This window comes from Acidovorax sp. NN32 (genome assembly GCF_057597245.1).
In genome coordinates, this window is the sequence record NZ_CP199679.1 from 1717482 (window position 1) to 1732191 (window position 14710).

The 14710-nt window shown below is 65.3% G+C and carries 13 protein-coding genes; 2 read left to right on the top strand and 11 right to left on the bottom strand.

The features are described from left to right. Nucleotides 1-16: 16 nt before the first annotated feature. The gene (locus tag ACT89O_RS07880) at nucleotides 17-1192 is read right to left on the bottom strand and encodes an ABC transporter substrate-binding protein (RefSeq protein ID WP_487262286.1); all 1176 of its coding nucleotides are present in this window, start codon (nucleotides 1190-1192) and stop codon (nucleotides 17-19) included. A 271-nt stretch (nucleotides 1193-1463) separates the two neighbouring features. Between ACT89O_RS07880 and ACT89O_RS07885 the strand changes: the two genes are divergently transcribed. Beyond that, on the top strand, nucleotides 1464-1949 hold the full coding sequence (locus ACT89O_RS07885; protein ID WP_176888842.1) for a DUF4124 domain-containing protein: 486 nt from the start codon (nucleotides 1464-1466) through the stop codon (nucleotides 1947-1949). A 38-nt stretch (nucleotides 1950-1987) separates the two neighbouring features. On the opposite strand, the gene ACT89O_RS07890 is transcribed toward ACT89O_RS07885, so the two are convergent. Beyond that, on the bottom strand, nucleotides 1988-3121 hold the full coding sequence (locus ACT89O_RS07890) for a sterol desaturase family protein (RefSeq protein WP_121507118.1): 1134 nt from the start codon (nucleotides 3119-3121) through the stop codon (nucleotides 1988-1990). A 124-nt stretch (nucleotides 3122-3245) separates the two neighbouring features. Between ACT89O_RS07890 and ACT89O_RS07895 the strand changes: the two genes are divergently transcribed. After that, the gene (locus ACT89O_RS07895) at nucleotides 3246-3734 is read left to right on the top strand and encodes an acyl-CoA thioesterase (protein ID WP_010459986.1); all 489 of its coding nucleotides are present in this window, start codon (nucleotides 3246-3248) and stop codon (nucleotides 3732-3734) included. A 69-nt stretch (nucleotides 3735-3803) separates the two neighbouring features. On the opposite strand, the gene ACT89O_RS07900 is transcribed toward ACT89O_RS07895, so the two are convergent. The 9 genes from ACT89O_RS07900 to ACT89O_RS07940 form a co-directional block, all read right to left on the bottom strand. Continuing rightward, complete coding sequence (locus ACT89O_RS07900; protein ID WP_487262287.1) at nucleotides 3804-5243, bottom strand: cellulase family glycosylhydrolase; 1440 nt, start codon at nucleotides 5241-5243, stop codon at nucleotides 3804-3806. Nucleotides 5244-5399: 156 nt separating this feature from the next. After that, nucleotides 5400-6155 (bottom strand): methyl-accepting chemotaxis domain-containing protein, encoded by a 756-nt coding sequence (locus tag ACT89O_RS07905; protein WP_121422626.1) that lies wholly within the window; start codon nucleotides 6153-6155, stop codon nucleotides 5400-5402. 195 nt (nucleotides 6156-6350) lie between these two features. Continuing rightward, nucleotides 6351-7022, bottom strand: a complete 672-nt coding sequence (locus ACT89O_RS07910; protein ID WP_233559363.1) for a potassium channel family protein — start codon at nucleotides 7020-7022, stop codon at nucleotides 6351-6353. Continuing rightward, nucleotides 7015-8349: a TrkH family potassium uptake protein gene (locus ACT89O_RS07915; RefSeq protein ID WP_487262288.1), complete on the bottom strand. Its 1335-nt coding sequence runs from the start codon at nucleotides 8347-8349 to the stop codon at nucleotides 7015-7017. The genes ACT89O_RS07910 and ACT89O_RS07915 overlap by 8 nt, the downstream gene beginning before the upstream one ends. 173 nt (nucleotides 8350-8522) lie before the next feature. Continuing rightward, a complete protein-coding gene (gene cobA, locus ACT89O_RS07920) occupies nucleotides 8523-9374 on the bottom strand; it encodes a uroporphyrinogen-III C-methyltransferase (protein ID WP_487262289.1) in 852 nt (283 codons plus the stop codon). Further along, on the bottom strand, nucleotides 9371-10294 hold the full coding sequence (ybiB, locus tag ACT89O_RS07925) for a DNA-binding protein YbiB (RefSeq protein WP_487262290.1): 924 nt from the start codon (nucleotides 10292-10294) through the stop codon (nucleotides 9371-9373). The genes cobA and ybiB overlap by 4 nt, the downstream gene beginning before the upstream one ends. A 168-nt stretch (nucleotides 10295-10462) precedes the next feature. Continuing rightward, complete coding sequence (locus tag ACT89O_RS07930; RefSeq protein ID WP_487262291.1) at nucleotides 10463-13300, bottom strand: nitrate reductase; 2838 nt, start codon at nucleotides 13298-13300, stop codon at nucleotides 10463-10465. A 100-nt stretch (nucleotides 13301-13400) separates the two neighbouring features. Beyond that, nucleotides 13401-13799, bottom strand: coding sequence for a nitrite reductase small subunit NirD (nirD, locus tag ACT89O_RS07935; RefSeq protein WP_218299179.1), 399 nt, complete (start codon nucleotides 13797-13799; stop codon nucleotides 13401-13403). 94 nt (nucleotides 13800-13893) lie between these two features. Beyond that, nucleotides 13894-14697, bottom strand: a complete 804-nt coding sequence (locus tag ACT89O_RS07940) for a type IV pili methyl-accepting chemotaxis transducer N-terminal domain-containing protein (RefSeq protein ID WP_121419395.1) — start codon at nucleotides 14695-14697, stop codon at nucleotides 13894-13896. Nucleotides 14698-14710 lie beyond the last annotated feature (13 nt).

The following is a 14710-nucleotide window of genomic DNA, read 5'->3' on the forward strand; positions in this document are numbered from 1 at the left end:
TCGGGCCCTCACGCCATCACTGCCGGTACACCCCGCCAGAGCCCACCACCGCGATGTCCACGTAGTTCGAGCCGTGGTGGTTCTGTGGGCTGAACTGGTAGCTGTAGCCGCCCAGGTCAAGGTTGCCCAGGCCTTCCATGGCCTGGACCAGGCTGGCCCGGGTGACGCCCGGCCCTGCTGCGCGCAGGCCTTCAATCAGCACGCGCGCATCCATGTAGCCGGTGTAGCGGTCGTAGTCCACGGGCTTGTCGTGGCGCTTCATGGAGGCCTGGAAGTCCCGCGTGAGCGCAATGGTGGGCTTGGTGGGCGAGGGGCCGGTGCGTGCCACGGCCAGACCGCGCGCGTCGTCACCCAGCGCCTTGAGCACTGCGGAGCCTGCGCCCAGCGACAAGGTGTAGACCGGCACTCCCAGGTGCGCGCGGTTGGCCCGCACGTAGGCCACCACAGGCGGCCCCGCCGCCACCAGCAGCACGGCTTGTGGTTTCTGGGCGGCCAGGGCCTTGGCGGCGTCGTTGGCGTCTGCCCCGGTTGGCGCGATGGCATGCGAGCCAGCCAGCGTCGCGCCTTCGGCGGCAATGGTTTTTTCGACCAGCGGCAGCAGCAGCTTGCCAAAGTCGTTGTTCTCGTAGGCCACGGCAATGCGGGAGGTCTGCACTGCCACCAGGTTGCGCACGATCTTGACCAGCTCGTCGGCATAGCTGGCGCGTGTGGTGAAGAGGTAGGGATGCTGCTGCGCCCGGATGGCAGGGCTGCCCGTGTACACCGAGATCAGTGGCAGCTTGGCTTGCACCAAGTAGGGCAGCAGCGCCATTACCTGAGAGGTGCCCGACACGCCCAACAAGGCCAGCACGCCCTCTCTTTCGCTCAACTGCCTGGCGTTCTCCAGCGTGCGGCGCGGATCGAACCCGTCGTCGAGCGTCACCAGGCGAATCTTGCGTCCGCCAATGCCGCCTTTGGCATTGGCGTCTTCCACTGCAGCGTCCTGTCCTTCATGGATGGGTGCAAGAAAAGGGGCCATGCCACCCGATAGCGCGGTAGACCGGCCAATGAGGATGTCGCCCTTGCCCGGAGCGGGTTGCGCCCTGGCAGACAGGCTGGCCAAGGCCGCACCGCCTGCCAGCGCCAGCATGAGGCTGCGGCGGCGCGCTTGGGAAAGCCGCTGGCTAACGGGCAAGGCAACGTGGGTCTTCATCAAACAGCTCCTCCTGGTCGTGGCCACCGTGGCCTCAAGGTGCGGCGATGGTAGGAGTGCGGTAGCCGCGCACCCACCGGGTTTTTACCGGGGGTGCGTCAAGTTAGGGACAGGCGTCTATCCCTATCCCTTTTTGAAACTGGAGCGGCTGCCCCCAGCCCTGGGGCACGCCTTGTTGGTGTCGGTCAAGGCCTCGATGCCACTAAGGAGGCTCTGAACTGGTCGTGCGCGGCGCGGTAGCATGTGGCATCCACCCGCCGAGGACTATTCCATGAATCCGATACGCTGTGCCGCCTGCGCCCTGGTGCTGGGCTTTCTGGCCCCGGCCTGGGCCGTCAACAAATGCACGGATGCCGATGGCAAGGTGTCGTTCCAGGATGGCCCTTGCCTGGGCCAGGGCGAGAAGATCGAGGTGAAGCCAGCCATGCAGGGCGCCACCCCTGTTCCACCTGGCCCCTCCACCGCGAAGGAGGGCGCCTTCGGCCCCACCTGGCAGCGCAAACACTATCTGCAGAACCAGGGCGTGCCGCAGGCGCGCGCGGCCCTCGAACGCAACCAGCAGGAATGCGCGGCAACGGCACCGGATGCCGCAGTGGCCCATGCAGGCCCGCTGCGGCGCAGCACCCTGGCACAAGGCTCCCAGTTCGCGCAGGAACGCGCGGCTGCAGCGGGCAAGGACAAAGCCGCGTGTGAGGCCCGAACCGAGGAGCTGCGCAACCAGCTCAAAGCGCTCGAAGCCGAACTCGGCAAGCTGTAGCCCTCTTAGGTGGGGAGGGGGGGAGGCGAATCAGCCTCTCAGCCCTTCCATGTGAACGGAAACTTGAACTGCTTCACAAACCCGTTGGGCACGTAGTCGCCCAGCACGCCGTAGTGTTCGGGCCAGAGCTTGGTGCTTTTGACGGCAGTGCCAAACAGGTAGTCCAGAAACGCAAAGTGCGCCGCGTAGTTCTTGTCCAGCGCCTCCTGGTCCTGGCTGTGGTGCCAGTGGTGGAAGTTGGGCGTGACGAGCACGTAGCGCAGCGGGCCCAGGCGCACGCTCACGTTGGCGTGGTTGAACACGGCCTGGAAGCCGACGATGACGATGTAGGCGTCGATCACTTCCTTGCTGAAACCCAGAACGTAGATGGGCGCCAGCACCAGTGTGCGGGTGATGAGCAGCTCCAGGATGTGCTGGCGCGAGCCGGCCATCCAGTCCATGCTTTTCACGCTGTGGTGCACCGCATGCAGGCGCCACAGCAGCGGCACCTCGTGGTAGGCGCGGTGCGTCCAGTACTGCACCAGGTCGGCCACCAGCACGATGAGGAACAGCGCCACCCAGAAGTTCAGGCCCTGTACCCAGCCGCGAATACCGTCGTTGGCCGCCCAGCCAAAAAATTTGTGCACGATGAGGTTGGTGGCCAGGAGCACAAAGCCCACCACCATGTGGTTCACGATGAAGTGGTGGAAGTCGGTTTGCCACTCGGCGCGGAAGATGGGCTGGTCCTTGCGCAGTGCAAAGAGTTTCTCGATGAATATGAAGATCAGTGAGCTGCCCAGCAGGTCGAGGATGAACCAGTCCAGGCCGATGTACGGTGTGTTGTCAGGGAAGTTCGGGTCCACCTCCACCTTGTGGCCGCCCAGTAACGCCGCCAGCGCCACCATGGCAAAGGCAAACGTGGCCAGCCAGCGCGAACGGTTGAAGAGGATGTTGACGAGGGAGATGCCCCCCGCGATGGCCATGGCGGTCAGCATGATGGTGCGAATCACCGTCACGTCGTAGCTCTTGCGCAGCTGTGGTGTCGTCAGGTACTCGGGGAAGTGGAAGGCCAGCACGCCCAGAAAACACAGGATGGCCAGCGTGAGTGCAATCACGCCCGACACCAGCCCGCGCCCGGTGCGCAGCGCGCCATGGCTTTCGGTGAATTCATTGAGCTTGTCGATTTCGAGCATGGTTTCCCCTCTGGCCTCCCGGCCTGCTTGGCTTTTTTGATGGGCCGTGATCTGGCTTGTGTGGCGCGAGTGTAGCGGCCTGCAGCGTTGCGCCTGCGACACGGGGGAGCCCTAAAATCGCGGCATGAACATCCCTTCACACCAACTCAGCATGACGGTGCTGATGTCCCCCGACATGGCCAATTTTTCGGGCAATGTGCACGGCGGGGCCATTCTCAAGCTGCTGGACCAGGTGGCCTATTCGTGCGCAAGCCGCTATTCGGCCTGCTATGTGGTGACGTTGAGTGTGGACCAGGTGATGTTTCTGCAGCCCATCCATGTGGGAGAGCTGGTGACCTTCCTGGCTAGCGTGAACTACACCGGTTCCTCGTCGATGGAGGTTGGTATCAAGGTGGTGGCCGAAGACATCCGCTCGCAGGTGGTGCGGCATGTGAACAGCTGCTTCTTCACGATGGTGGCAGTGGACGAGGCGCGCAAACCGGTGCAGGTGCCGCCGCTGTCGCCTTCCACGCCCGACGAACGCCGCCGCTGGGATGCGGCACTGCTGCGCAAATCCTTGCGCAAGGAGCTGGCGGAGCGTTTCAGGCAGGTGCGCGAGACTGCTGGCGGGTAGGCCGGGAACCCGGAACAAAAAAGGGCCCCTGCATGGCAGGAGCCCTTGTTCCATCGGGGCGAAAGTTGCTCAGCGCGCGGCGCAGAAACCGAATTCGGCCGCTGCCCCGGGGGCGAGGGTCTTGTTCCAGTCCACGCCGGACGCGTTCAGGTTGCTGCCAGCCTGCGTCCATGTGGCATTCCAAAGATTGTTGATGGTGCCGCTCACGGGGATGGTGATCGCCCAGTTGCCAGCGGCGGTGCCCTGGTTGGTGACGCGGACCCGCTGGCAATAGCCTGCGTTCCAGACACTGTCCATCATCTCCTGCACCGAGAAGCCACCGGTAGGCGTCGGTGGGGTTGGCGTTGTCGGCGTTGTGGGGGTGGTTGGCGTCGTAGGTGTTGTTGGCGTCGAACCATCGCCCCAGAGGCGCTGCAGCAACTGGACCTTGTCGGTGCGCACGGTGGTCCAGTCATCGTCCAGAATGCCGCCGGTGTCGCCGCTGTTGGGGTTCCACGACCAGTAGAAGCCGCTGCGCATGCCCTTGCCGACCATGTAGTCCACCAGCGCGTTCTGCCACTGCACATCCCGCGCATCGCCCCGGCCAAATTTGCCGCCGAACTCGCCCAGCATGACGGCATAACCGGCCTGCACGAACTGGCCAAAATGCTGGTCCCAGATGGCCGGCATGTTGCTTGGGAAGTTCGATGCATTGAAGTAAGGCTGCACGTAGACATCCGGCCCGTAGGTGTGCGGCGCCAGCAGCAGGCGGTTGGCGGGGATGTTCAGGGGCGTGCAGGCCAGAGGTTCGAGGTTTCCACCCCAGAAGTGCGCGTTGCTGCCCGAGCAGCTGGGGTTCTCGCCGATGCCTTCCACGGCAATCAGCCAATGGGGAGCCAGCGGCAATATGGCAGCGGCTGCGCGCTCGGCGGCGCGATTCCAGTCGGTGGCGTTGTTGCCCGTGCCCCAGGTGGCGGCACCGTGGGGTTCGTTCTTGATATCGATGCCGATGACGCCGGGTACGCCTGCGTAGCGCTGGGCGACAAAGGTCAGATCACTGATCCATTGCTGTTCGCTGTAGCTCTGGGTGTACCAGAGTTCACTGATGGTCTGGCAATCGGGGGTGTGATGGTCCAGCAGCACATACATGCCACGGTTGCTCAGTTCCGTGACCACCTTGTCCATCACCTGGATGGCCGAGAGGCCCTGCAGGTCGGCATTGCGGCCGTAATCGATGCTGCTGGGCGGCGCCGAGCCGTGCAGGGTGGCGGGGCAGAACGGCAGGCGCACGGCGTTGAAGCCCTGGGCCTGCATTTGCGTGATCATTTCAGTCCAGTTGCGCGCCCACAGGCCATGCACCACATGGTTGTTGGTCTCAAAGCCAAACCAGTTGACGCCGCGCAGCTGGATGGCCTTGCCCGCACCGTCCAGCACCTTGCCTGCGTTGATTTCGTAGCTCCAGGCCATGCTGGTACTTGCCAGCAGGCAACCGGCCAACGCCAGGCTCTTGCACAGGGTGGTGATCTTCATGGCTTACGCATCTCCCGAAAGTGTTGTGTGTCTGGCGTGAAAGAGGACAGGCCCGCTACAGCCGGGCTACGGCCCGGTGGTGGGCTGAGTGTGGGCGCTCTGCCCATCGGCCACCGTTTCCAATGGCTGCAATTGTAAGTGCCTGTTGCGCCCTTTTCAGGCTGCGCCACGGCTGCGTCCAGCCAGCGATACTGCCTGTAGCGAAAGGCCGTCTATTTCGTTGGTGATACCCGACAGTACGTTGGCCACCACCGCAAATTCCCGTCCGTGCTGGCCTGCGCGGGCGGCCATGACCTGGGCATTGAAGCTGACCACCTTGGCTTCGCGGGCCACGGTCTGGATGGACGCCACGATGCCCGCCAGTTCTTTCATGAGGGTTTCGGACTTGGCCTTACCCACTTGATCGAATGCGGTGGTGGCGGTATTCAAGGCCTCCAGTGCGCTGTCGGTGGACTCCACCAGCCGCGCCAGCGCGTCTTCCACACGCGGGCTGTGGCGCTCTGCCAAGTCCAGCGTGGTGCCCACCTGCTGTGCAAACGCATCAATCGTGGCGCCAACGCCGTTGGGGCCGTGGTAGGCCTTGCGGATGATGTCGCCGTTGGCGGCATCCAAGTGACCGGCAGTGTCTACCAGCCTGGCTTGGCTGTCGGTGAACAGCGTCAATGAGCTGCGCGCCGCCTTCATGTGCAGATCGCTGCCGCGTGCGGCCAGCACCGTCTGCAACACCATGCGCTGCGACAGCATGCGCTGGCGTGCCGCCAGGTTGACCAGCGACATCTCGCCGTCACGGCCGGTTGAAGACCCGGCCTTGGGCGCCAAAGACAGCGTCGAAGAGGGGGGCGAAAAGGACGTCGAAGCTGGCGTTGAGGAAGTGGCCATGCCGTTGCGGGTGGAGATGGGGAAGGCTGCCATGGTGTTCCTTGTGCTGATTGCATTCAGATACATCCGGTCAAGCAATACCCGGGCCAGTGTCATGCGTCGCAGCCGCTTTCGATGCGATGGATGCAGACGCACTGACGAGGTTTGACCCGCACCCGCTACCGGCCGCGCACGGTGCTCTGGCACGTTGGCGGCAGGGAAGGGCGCGTGCGGCGCGGCGCTGGGCGCTCAGTACAACGCTGCGAAGCGCTCCACCATGCGCGTGGGGCCTGCCACGATGAGGTGGTCGCCCGGTTTGATTTCGGTTTCTGCCTTGGCGTAGATGAAGTCGAGGTGGCGGCGTTTGATGCCCACCACCGTAATGCCATGGCGTTTGCGCACGTCGGACTGGGACAATGGCTTGTTGTGTGTCTCCATCGGCGCCCGGGTTTTGGCAATGGCAAAGCCGTCGTCAAACTCGATGAAGTCGATCATCTTGCCGGTAACCAAGTGCGCCACGCGCTCGCCCATGTCCGCCTCGGGGTAGACGACATGGTGCGCACCCACCCGCTCGGCAATGCGGCCGTGCTGGGGGTCAATGGCCTTGGCCCAGATGTCCTTGAGCCCCAGCTGGCTCAGGTTCAGGATGGTGAGCACGCTCGCCTCCAGGTTGCCGCCGATGCTCACCACCGCATGCGCAAAGTCGGGCACGGCCAGCTGGCGCAGGGTTTCCAGGTCGGTGGCGTCGGCCTGCACCACATGGGGTAGCACGCTCGCCAGCGACTGCACCGTCTCGGCATCGCTCTCGATGGCCAGCACGTCGTGGCCCAGCTCCACCAGTGATTTGGCAACCCCGGTGCCAAAGCGGCCCAGGCCAATCACCACCACGCTGCCCGACAGGTTCTTTACGGCTTTATCCAACAATGGGTTTCTCCTCGGGGTAACGGTAGTTGCGGCGCATCTGGTTGGTGGCCAGGGCCACGGCCAGGGTGACCACGCCCACGCGCCCAATGAACATGAGCGCAATGATGATGGCCTGCGCCCCCGGCACCAGGTCGGCGGTGATGCCCGTAGACAGCCCCACGGTGCCGAACGCTGAAATCACTTCGAACAGCACTTTTTCCAGCGGTAGTGGCGTGAGCGGCAAGATGAGCAAAATGGCCAGCCCTACCACGGCCGCGCTGAGCACCAAGATGGTGATGGCCTGGCGTTGCACCGAATCGGCGATGCGACGGCCGCGAAACTCGATGTCGCGGTGCCCACGGATTTCGTTCCACACCACCAGTACCAACACAAAAAACGTGGTCACCTTGACGCCCCCGGCGGTGCCCGCGCTGCCCCCGCCGATGAACATGAGGATGTAGTGCAGCGCCAGTGATTCGGTGCTCAGCGCTCCGATATCGACTGCATTGAACCCTGCCGTGCGTGCCGATACCGAGGTGAACAGTGCCACCAGCCCCTTGTGCGCCCAGCCCATGGGCCCCAGCGTTCCCGGATTGTCGAACTCGGCCAGAAAGATCACCACCGTGCCCAGTGCGATCAACGCCAGCGAGCCCCACACCGTGAGGGCGGTGTGCATGGACCACAGTGGGCGTTTGCGTCCGCGTTCGGCCAGCAGCTCGTGCAGCACCGGAAACCCCAGGCCTCCGATGATGATCGCCAGCATCAGCGGAGCCAGCACCAGCACATCGGACGAGAACCGCACCACGCTGTCTGCCCAGGTCGAAAAGCCCGCATTGTTGAAGGCCGATATGGAGTGGAACATGCCTTGCCAGGCAGCCTCTCCCCAGGGCATGCCATAGCCCAGTGCGAACCGCAGGCCCAGTGCCAGCGCCATCAGCAGCTCGACGGCAACCGTCACTTGGAGCACGATCTTGGCAACACTCTTTACGTCTCCCAGCGCCAGCGAATGGGTCTCTGCCTGCAGCAGCAGCCGGGTGCGTATGCGCATTTGCCCGCTGATGAGCAGCCCCATCAGCGTCGCCGACGTCATCATGCCGAAGCCGCCCAGCTGAAACAGGCCCATGATGAGGGCCTGGCCCGTGCCGCTCCAATAGGTGCCGGTGTCCACCACCACCAGCCCTGTCACGCACACTGCGGAGGTGGCGGTGAACAATGCCGTGAGAAATGGCGCGCTCTGCCCCTGGGCGTGCGAGAGCGGCAGCATGAGCAAGACCGTGCCGGCAGCGATGACGGTCAGAAAAGACAGCACCAGAACCGCTGCGGGGTGCACGACACGTTGGTTCAAACGAATTCCTGGGCGGGTGGCAACAATGCGCGGCCCGTGAGGGTCGGGGCTTGGCGAAGACTCTCTTCAGAGTCTGCGCGCGGCGATGCTATCAGCTTTGGATAGATCGCTCGCCTGCTGCGGCGCTGTGGAGGCGGCCGATGCCGCGCACAGCCGCAGGCACCCCCACGTCGTCAGACAGCGCGCCGCGCCCGGGGTGCTTCGGATTTTTCTGACGTGGAATGCATCGCGTCCTGCGACGCCAGCGCCACACCCCGCACCACATCCCCCACAACGATCACCGAGGGGCTGGCGAGCCCGTCGCGCGTGATGGTGGTGTGCAGTGCGCCCAGTGTGGTCACTGCGTGGCGCTGCTGGGGCAAGCTGGCATGCTGGATGATGGCCACGGGTGTGCTGGCGGGCAGGCCGGTGAGCAGTTCCTGCTCGATGGCGGCGGCGCCGCTCACGCCCATGTAGATCACGAGCGTGAGCTTGGCGTCGCGGGCCGTGGCGGCCAGTTGGCGCCAGTCGGTGCCCGCATCGCCGGGCTTGGCGTGGCCGGTGACGAACACCACGCCGTGGGCATGCTCGCGGTGGGTGAGCGGCGCGCCCAGCGAGGTCAGGCCCGCCAGGCCCGCCGTGATGCCGTTGATGACGGTGACCGGCACGCCTGCCGCGCGCAGGTGCTCCACTTCTTCTCCACCCCGGCCAAAGATGAACGGGTCGCCGCCCTTAAGCCGCACTACGTTCTCGCCCTCGTTCACCGCCATCAGCATCAGCTTCTCGATGAAGGCCTGCGGCGTGCTCTTGCAGCCGCCGCGTTTGCCCACGTAGACGATGCGGGCCGTGGGCGACGCGTGCGCCACGATGGCGTCGCTCACCAGGTCATCCACCAGCAGCACGGTGGCGGCCTGGATGGCCTTGAGCGCCTTGATGGTGAGCAGTTCCGGATCGCCGGGGCCAGCGCCCACCAGCGTGCAGCTGCCTCCCGTTCCGAGGTGGGGCTTGGAAGGGGGCAGGGTGTTGGTGTGCGTGGGGCGGCTCATGGGGATGTCTCCGAATTGGTTTGTTCCGCAAGTCGCAAGATATGTTCCACCTGGCGCTCAATCGCAGGCGGAATCGGCAACTCGCCCGCCAGCACGCAGCGGGTGTAAGTGGCCGTTGTGGCCACGTCGATCTCGGTGGGTAAGCCGGGCACCTCGCTGGCGGTCCCGGGCTGCTGTGATTCCAGCACCGCGTGCATGCCGTGCACAAAACCGTCGTATCGCGGTGTGCGGCGCGGATCAGTAGCGACCTCGCCCTCCAGCCCGCGCGAGAGCAGCGCGCTCACGCCCAGTGTGCGAAAGGTGGTCTGCAGCATCTCGAAATATTCAGGGTGTGTGTACGCAGTGACCACCACCGACGGCCCCGCGCACGGGCTCATCAGCTTGACCACGCTGTGCCCCGGGTTGCGCAAGCCCACCACCTCGCGCACTGAGAGCAGGCGCGCCAGGCCTGCGTGCAGGTGTTGGGTGTGGATATGGCGCACGGTGCCGTTTGCTATTTTTTCAGGAGCTGTTAGCGCAGGTACATCAAGCGCCAGCAGCACATCGGATGCCAAAATGCGCCGCGCCTCGGTGCGCATGCCGTGCAGCAGCACGGGCAGCCCCTCGCGCGCCAGCAGCAGCGCCAGCAGCGGCGTCAGCACCGGCAGCTTGCGCGCGCCGTTGTAGCTGGGCAGCACGATGAGCGGGCGGTCGGTGGCGGGCAGCAGGGCCAGGCGCTGGTGCGTGGCATCCAGAAAGCCGCACATCTCTTCTGACGTCTCCCCCTTGATGCGCATGGCCAGGCAGAACGCGCCGATCTCCAGGTCACTCACCTGCCCGTCCAGCACCTGGCCGAACAGGTCGGTGGCCTGCTCGCGCGACAGTGGCTTGGCGCCGCGCGCGCCGCGGCCGATTTCCTTGATGTACTGGGCGATGGCCATGGTCTTTGGTGGCGGGACTTGTGAAACAGGGCTTCAGCGTCGTTGTTTCGGCTTGCCGTACAGGCGTACTGTCTGTGCCGAAAGCGCCTGGCTGCAGCCCTGTTGCACAAGTCCTGGTGGGGTTTGTTGGTTTGAAGGCTATTTTCTCGCAACCCAGAGAACTTTTGGTTATATGGTGGCCTGCGCCAGGGGCTTGGACGCCAGTGGCCCCGTAGCGCGCACCATGCGCTTGAGTTCGGGCAGACACGAGCCGCAGTTGGTGCCGCAGCGCAGCTTGCCCTGTAGTTGCGCCAGGCGGTCGTCGTCGGTTCCGTGGCAGTGCGCCAGCTCGGCGGTGATGGCCGCATCCGTCACGTTGAAGCAGGTGCACACCGATTTTCCGCGCGACTGCACGGCCACGGGTGCTTTGGCGCCGGGCACGAGCAGCAGGCGGCCATAGGTCTGCGCGGGCAATTCTTCCTGCAGCAGGGTCTTGAGCCAGCCCTCGGCGCTGGTGTCGCCTGCGAGCACTATGCCTTCGAGCGTGGTGGTGTCCCCATGGCGAGCCAGCCGCGCGGCGCGGCGCTGGCCGCGTTTCTTGTCGGCATAGCGCAGCGTGTCGGCGCCAGTCAGGCCCATCAGAGATTCGATGCGTTCCACAGTGGCGTCGGGCGGTGCCTCGTGCGCGGCGGCGCGCAGCAGCACACCCACGCGCTCACGGCCTGGTTCGCCCAGCGGTGTGTTGTTGCTGAAGGGAACGCAGCTCGCAAACGGAAACTGCGCCATCAGCGCGGACAGCGCCTCGCGCGTGGCCTGGGCGCTGTCGGCGGGCAGCCAGGCCATGGCCAGCAGCGTCCAGGGCAGCTCGGCCTTGAGCACCTTGACGGCCGCGTGCTTGAGCTCGGGTTGCTTGGAGGTGGGGCAATACGCCGAGGTGGTGAGCGCGTTCACGCCTGCCAAGCGCTCGCCGGTGGACGAGCAGCCGCTCAAAAATTCGCTGCCCCAGTGCATGGCCATGAACGCCTGCGACAGGCCCACGGTGGTGTCGGCCTGCGCGGGCACCACGATGGTGCCGCGCTTGCTCGTCACGTAGACCAGGTCGCCGTTCTTCAGGCCGCGCCGCTCCATGTCCTGTGGGTGCAGTTGCACGCTGGGCTCGGCCACATGGCCGAACAGGCGGCCCAGTGTGCCGGTGCGCGTCATGCCGTGCCACTGGTCGCGCAGGCGGCCGGTGGTCAGGCTGAAGGGGTAACGCGACTCGCGCTGCTCGGCCGTGGGTTGCCAGGCGTGTGCGGCAAAACGGGCGCGGCCATCGGGGGTGGGGAACACGCCGTCTTCGTACAGGCGGGCCTTGCCCGTGGTGGATCCCTCAGGCAATGGCCACTGTTGGGGGCCTGCAGATTCGAGCATGTCCCACGACAGACCGGTGATGTCCAGGTCGCGTCCGCGGGTGCTCTCGCGGTGCTCATTCCACACAGTTTCGGCGCCTTGGTCGGCGTCGTCAGTGGTGTAGGGGAACAGCGTGGGCTGGCCGGGGCGCAGGCGGGCCTCCAGCTGGTGCGCAAACTGCACCGCAATGGCCCAGTCGTGGCGGGCCTCGCCCGGTGCGGACACGGCAGTGCGCACGCGCGAGATGCGGCGTTCACTGTTGGTCACCGTGCCAGTCTTCTCGCCCCAGGTGGTGGCGGGCAGCAGTAGGTCGGCATAGGCACAGGTGGCGGCGGTGGCAAAGGCCTCTTGCACCACCACAAACTCGGCGCGCTGCAGTGCGCGGCGCACGGTGGCCTGGTCGGGCATGCTTTGCGCGGGGTTGGTGCAGGCAATCCACAGCGCCTTGATCTCGCCATCGGCGGCGGCCTGGAACATCTCCACGGCCGTCTTGCCCGGCTTGCTGGGCACATCAGCCACGCCCCACAGCGCGGCGACTTCGGCGCGGTGCTGCGGGTTGGCCAGATCACGGTGGGCGGTCAGCAAATTGGCCAGGCCGCCCACTTCGCGCCCGCCCATGGCGTTGGGCTGGCCGGTCAGGCTGAACGGGCCCGCGCCGGGCTTGCCGATCTGGGCGGTGGCCAGGTGTAGGTTGATGAGCGCCGCGTTCTTGGCCGTGCCGCTGCTGCTCTGGTTCAGGCCCTGGCAGTACAGGCTGAGCGTGGCTTTGGACTGCGCAAACCACTTGGCGGCGGTGGTCAGGTCGGCCACGCTGATGCCACAGGTCTGCGCCACACGCTCGGGTGTGTAGTCGCGCACCAGGGCCTTGAGTTCGTCAAAGCCCGTGGTGTGTGCAGCGATGTACGCGGCGTCCGTCCATCCCTCCCACAGCATCAGGTGCAGCATGCCGTTGAACAGCATCACGTCGCTGCCGGGCTGGATGGGCAGGAACAGGTCAGCCATGCCGGCCGTATCGGTGCGGCGCGGGTCGGCCACGATGACCTTCATGCCGGGGTTGCTGGCGCGCGCGTCTTCGATGCGGCGGAACAAGATGGGGTGTGCCCAGGCCGCGTTGCTGCCCACGATGAACAGGCACTGCGCGTGTTTCACATCGTCGTAGCAGGCGGGCGGCGCGTCGGCGCCCAGGGTCTGCTTGTAGCCCGCCACCGCGCTGCTCATGCACAGGCGCGAGTTGGTGTCGATGTTGTTCGTGCCGATCAGGCCCTTGGCCAGCTTGTTGAAGACGTAGTAGTCCTCGGTGAGCAATTGGCCGCTCACGTAAAAGCCCACGGCATCGGGGCCGTGGTTCTGGATGGTGTTTGCGAATTTTTCGGTGGCCAGGTTCAGCGCGGCGTCCCATGGCAGGGGCTGGGGAGCATCGCTGCGTTGCGCGCGGTGCAGGGGCTGTAGCAAGCGGGTCTGCAGCGTGATGGGGCTGCTGGCCGTGAGGTGCAGGGTCGAGCCCTTGGTGCACAGGCGGCCAAAGTTGGCGGGGTGGGTGGGGTCGCCGCGCACGCCGGTGATCTGCGCGCCTTCGGATTCGATGATCACGCCGCAGCCTACGCCACAGTAGGGGCAGGTGGATTTCGTTTCTTGCATGGCGTGGATTCCAGATGTTTTTGGGCTCTAGCGCTTAATGGAAAAGCGCTGATAGCTATGTATTTAATAGCTTTGGTGTTCGATGGGCGTTGCGGGGTGATCAGGCCGCCAGGCCGCGCCGCGCCGGCCCTGCTACGGGGCGCGTCAAATCGACCGCATGCTCGTCCAGCTCCAGGGCATCCAGATACACCGCGCCATCTTCCACCTTCACGGCGAATTTGGGCGTGCAGCCTTCGTCGGGAGCCGATGCCTGCCCATCGCACAACCCAATCGTCCAGTTGTGCAGCGGGCACGCCACCTGCGTGCCAAACACAATGCCCTGCGACAGCGGGCCGCCCTTGTGAGGGCAGCGGTCGAGCAGTGCGAACACGCCTCCGGCATCGTTGCGGAACACGGCCACATCCAGGCCCTGTGGGCGCGCCACACGGCGCGAGCCCAGCACGGGGATGTCGTCCACGCGGCAGATCAGCTTCCATTGCGGGCTGTTGGTTGTGGTCATCATGGTTCCTTCGGTGTCTTTGGGTGTTGTCGGGGAGCCTGCCAGGGTCATCGTGGGGCGGCTCGTTATTTTTTTGAGTAAGTCTTGGGTGGGCTCAGGCCGCCAGCGCCGCATACATGCCGGTCACGCGGTCCATGCTGGAGAGCAGGTTTTCGCTGGCCACGTACACCTCGGCCACTTGGCGGTTCACGTTGCCGCCGCCCTGCATGCGCTGCAGCGCAGCGTCAAAAAACACCCACTGGCCGTCGGCCAGCTGCAGTTCCTGGCGGATGCGGTTGGTGGCCTGGGGGGCATTGCGCAGCAGCTCAGTGGCTGCGATGAATTCACTGCGGGCCTTGGCGATTTCGGTGGTGGCGGTGGACGCGTCCACCGGCAGCATGGCGGCCAGGTAGAACTTGGCCATGCGCTGGCTCAGCATGCGCTGACGGCCTGCAATGTTCACCAGGTGGCCCACGGGCTTGCCCGAGGCTGCCTCGTACTGCGTGGTGCCCAGATGGGCCAGGGCCAGCACCTTGGCATCGGCCTGCAGCATGGCGCTGGCATTGTCGGTGGACGATGTGGCGGCAGCCAGCGTGGTCTTGTGGGCGGCCCACGCGGTTTCCAGCTTGGTGTACGTTTCGCGGATGGTGGGCGAGGGCGCATAGGCCTTGAGTTCCACCAGCTGGCGCTCGAACAGCGCGATGGACTGCTCCATCACCTGGCGTGCCGTGGGCGTGTCGGCCTTGTGGGCCAGGGCCAGCCAGGCCTTGCCCACACGCTGGCTCAGCATGCGCTGGCGCCCAGCCTTGTTGATGGCGTCGTTGAGGTCGGTGACCTGGGCGTGGGCGCTGCCCAGCGGGGCGAGGGCGCTGCACGCAGCGGCGCAGCTGGCGGCGGTCAAAAGGGTTCTGCGGTGCATGGTGGGTGTCTCT

Excerpts from the sequence above, each read along its gene's own strand:
- nirD (WP_218299179.1), bottom strand. The coding sequence starts at position 13,799 with ATGACCACAACCAACAGCCCGCAATGGAAGCTGATCTGCCGCGTGGAC.
- ACT89O_RS07880 (WP_487262286.1), bottom strand. The coding sequence starts at position 1,192 with ATGAAGACCCACGTTGCCTTGCCCGTTAGCCAGCGGCTTTCCCAAGCG.
- ACT89O_RS07890 (WP_121507118.1), bottom strand. The coding sequence starts at position 3,121 with ATGCTCGAAATCGACAAGCTCAATGAATTCACCGAAAGCCATGGCGCG.
- ACT89O_RS07930 (WP_487262291.1), bottom strand. The coding sequence starts at position 13,300 with ATGCAAGAAACGAAATCCACCTGCCCCTACTGTGGCGTAGGCTGCGGC.
- ACT89O_RS07885 (WP_176888842.1), top strand. The coding sequence starts at position 1,464 with ATGAATCCGATACGCTGTGCCGCCTGCGCCCTGGTGCTGGGCTTTCTG.
- ACT89O_RS07895 (WP_010459986.1), top strand. The coding sequence starts at position 3,246 with ATGAACATCCCTTCACACCAACTCAGCATGACGGTGCTGATGTCCCCC.
- ACT89O_RS07905 (WP_121422626.1), bottom strand. The coding sequence starts at position 6,155 with ATGGCAGCCTTCCCCATCTCCACCCGCAACGGCATGGCCACTTCCTCA.
- cobA (WP_487262289.1), bottom strand. The coding sequence starts at position 9,374 with ATGAGCCGCCCCACGCACACCAACACCCTGCCCCCTTCCAAGCCCCAC.
- ACT89O_RS07940 (WP_121419395.1), bottom strand. The coding sequence starts at position 14,697 with ATGCACCGCAGAACCCTTTTGACCGCCGCCAGCTGCGCCGCTGCGTGC.
- ACT89O_RS07900 (WP_487262287.1), bottom strand. The coding sequence starts at position 5,243 with ATGAAGATCACCACCCTGTGCAAGAGCCTGGCGTTGGCCGGTTGCCTG.
- ybiB (WP_487262290.1), bottom strand. The coding sequence starts at position 10,294 with ATGGCCATCGCCCAGTACATCAAGGAAATCGGCCGCGGCGCGCGCGGC.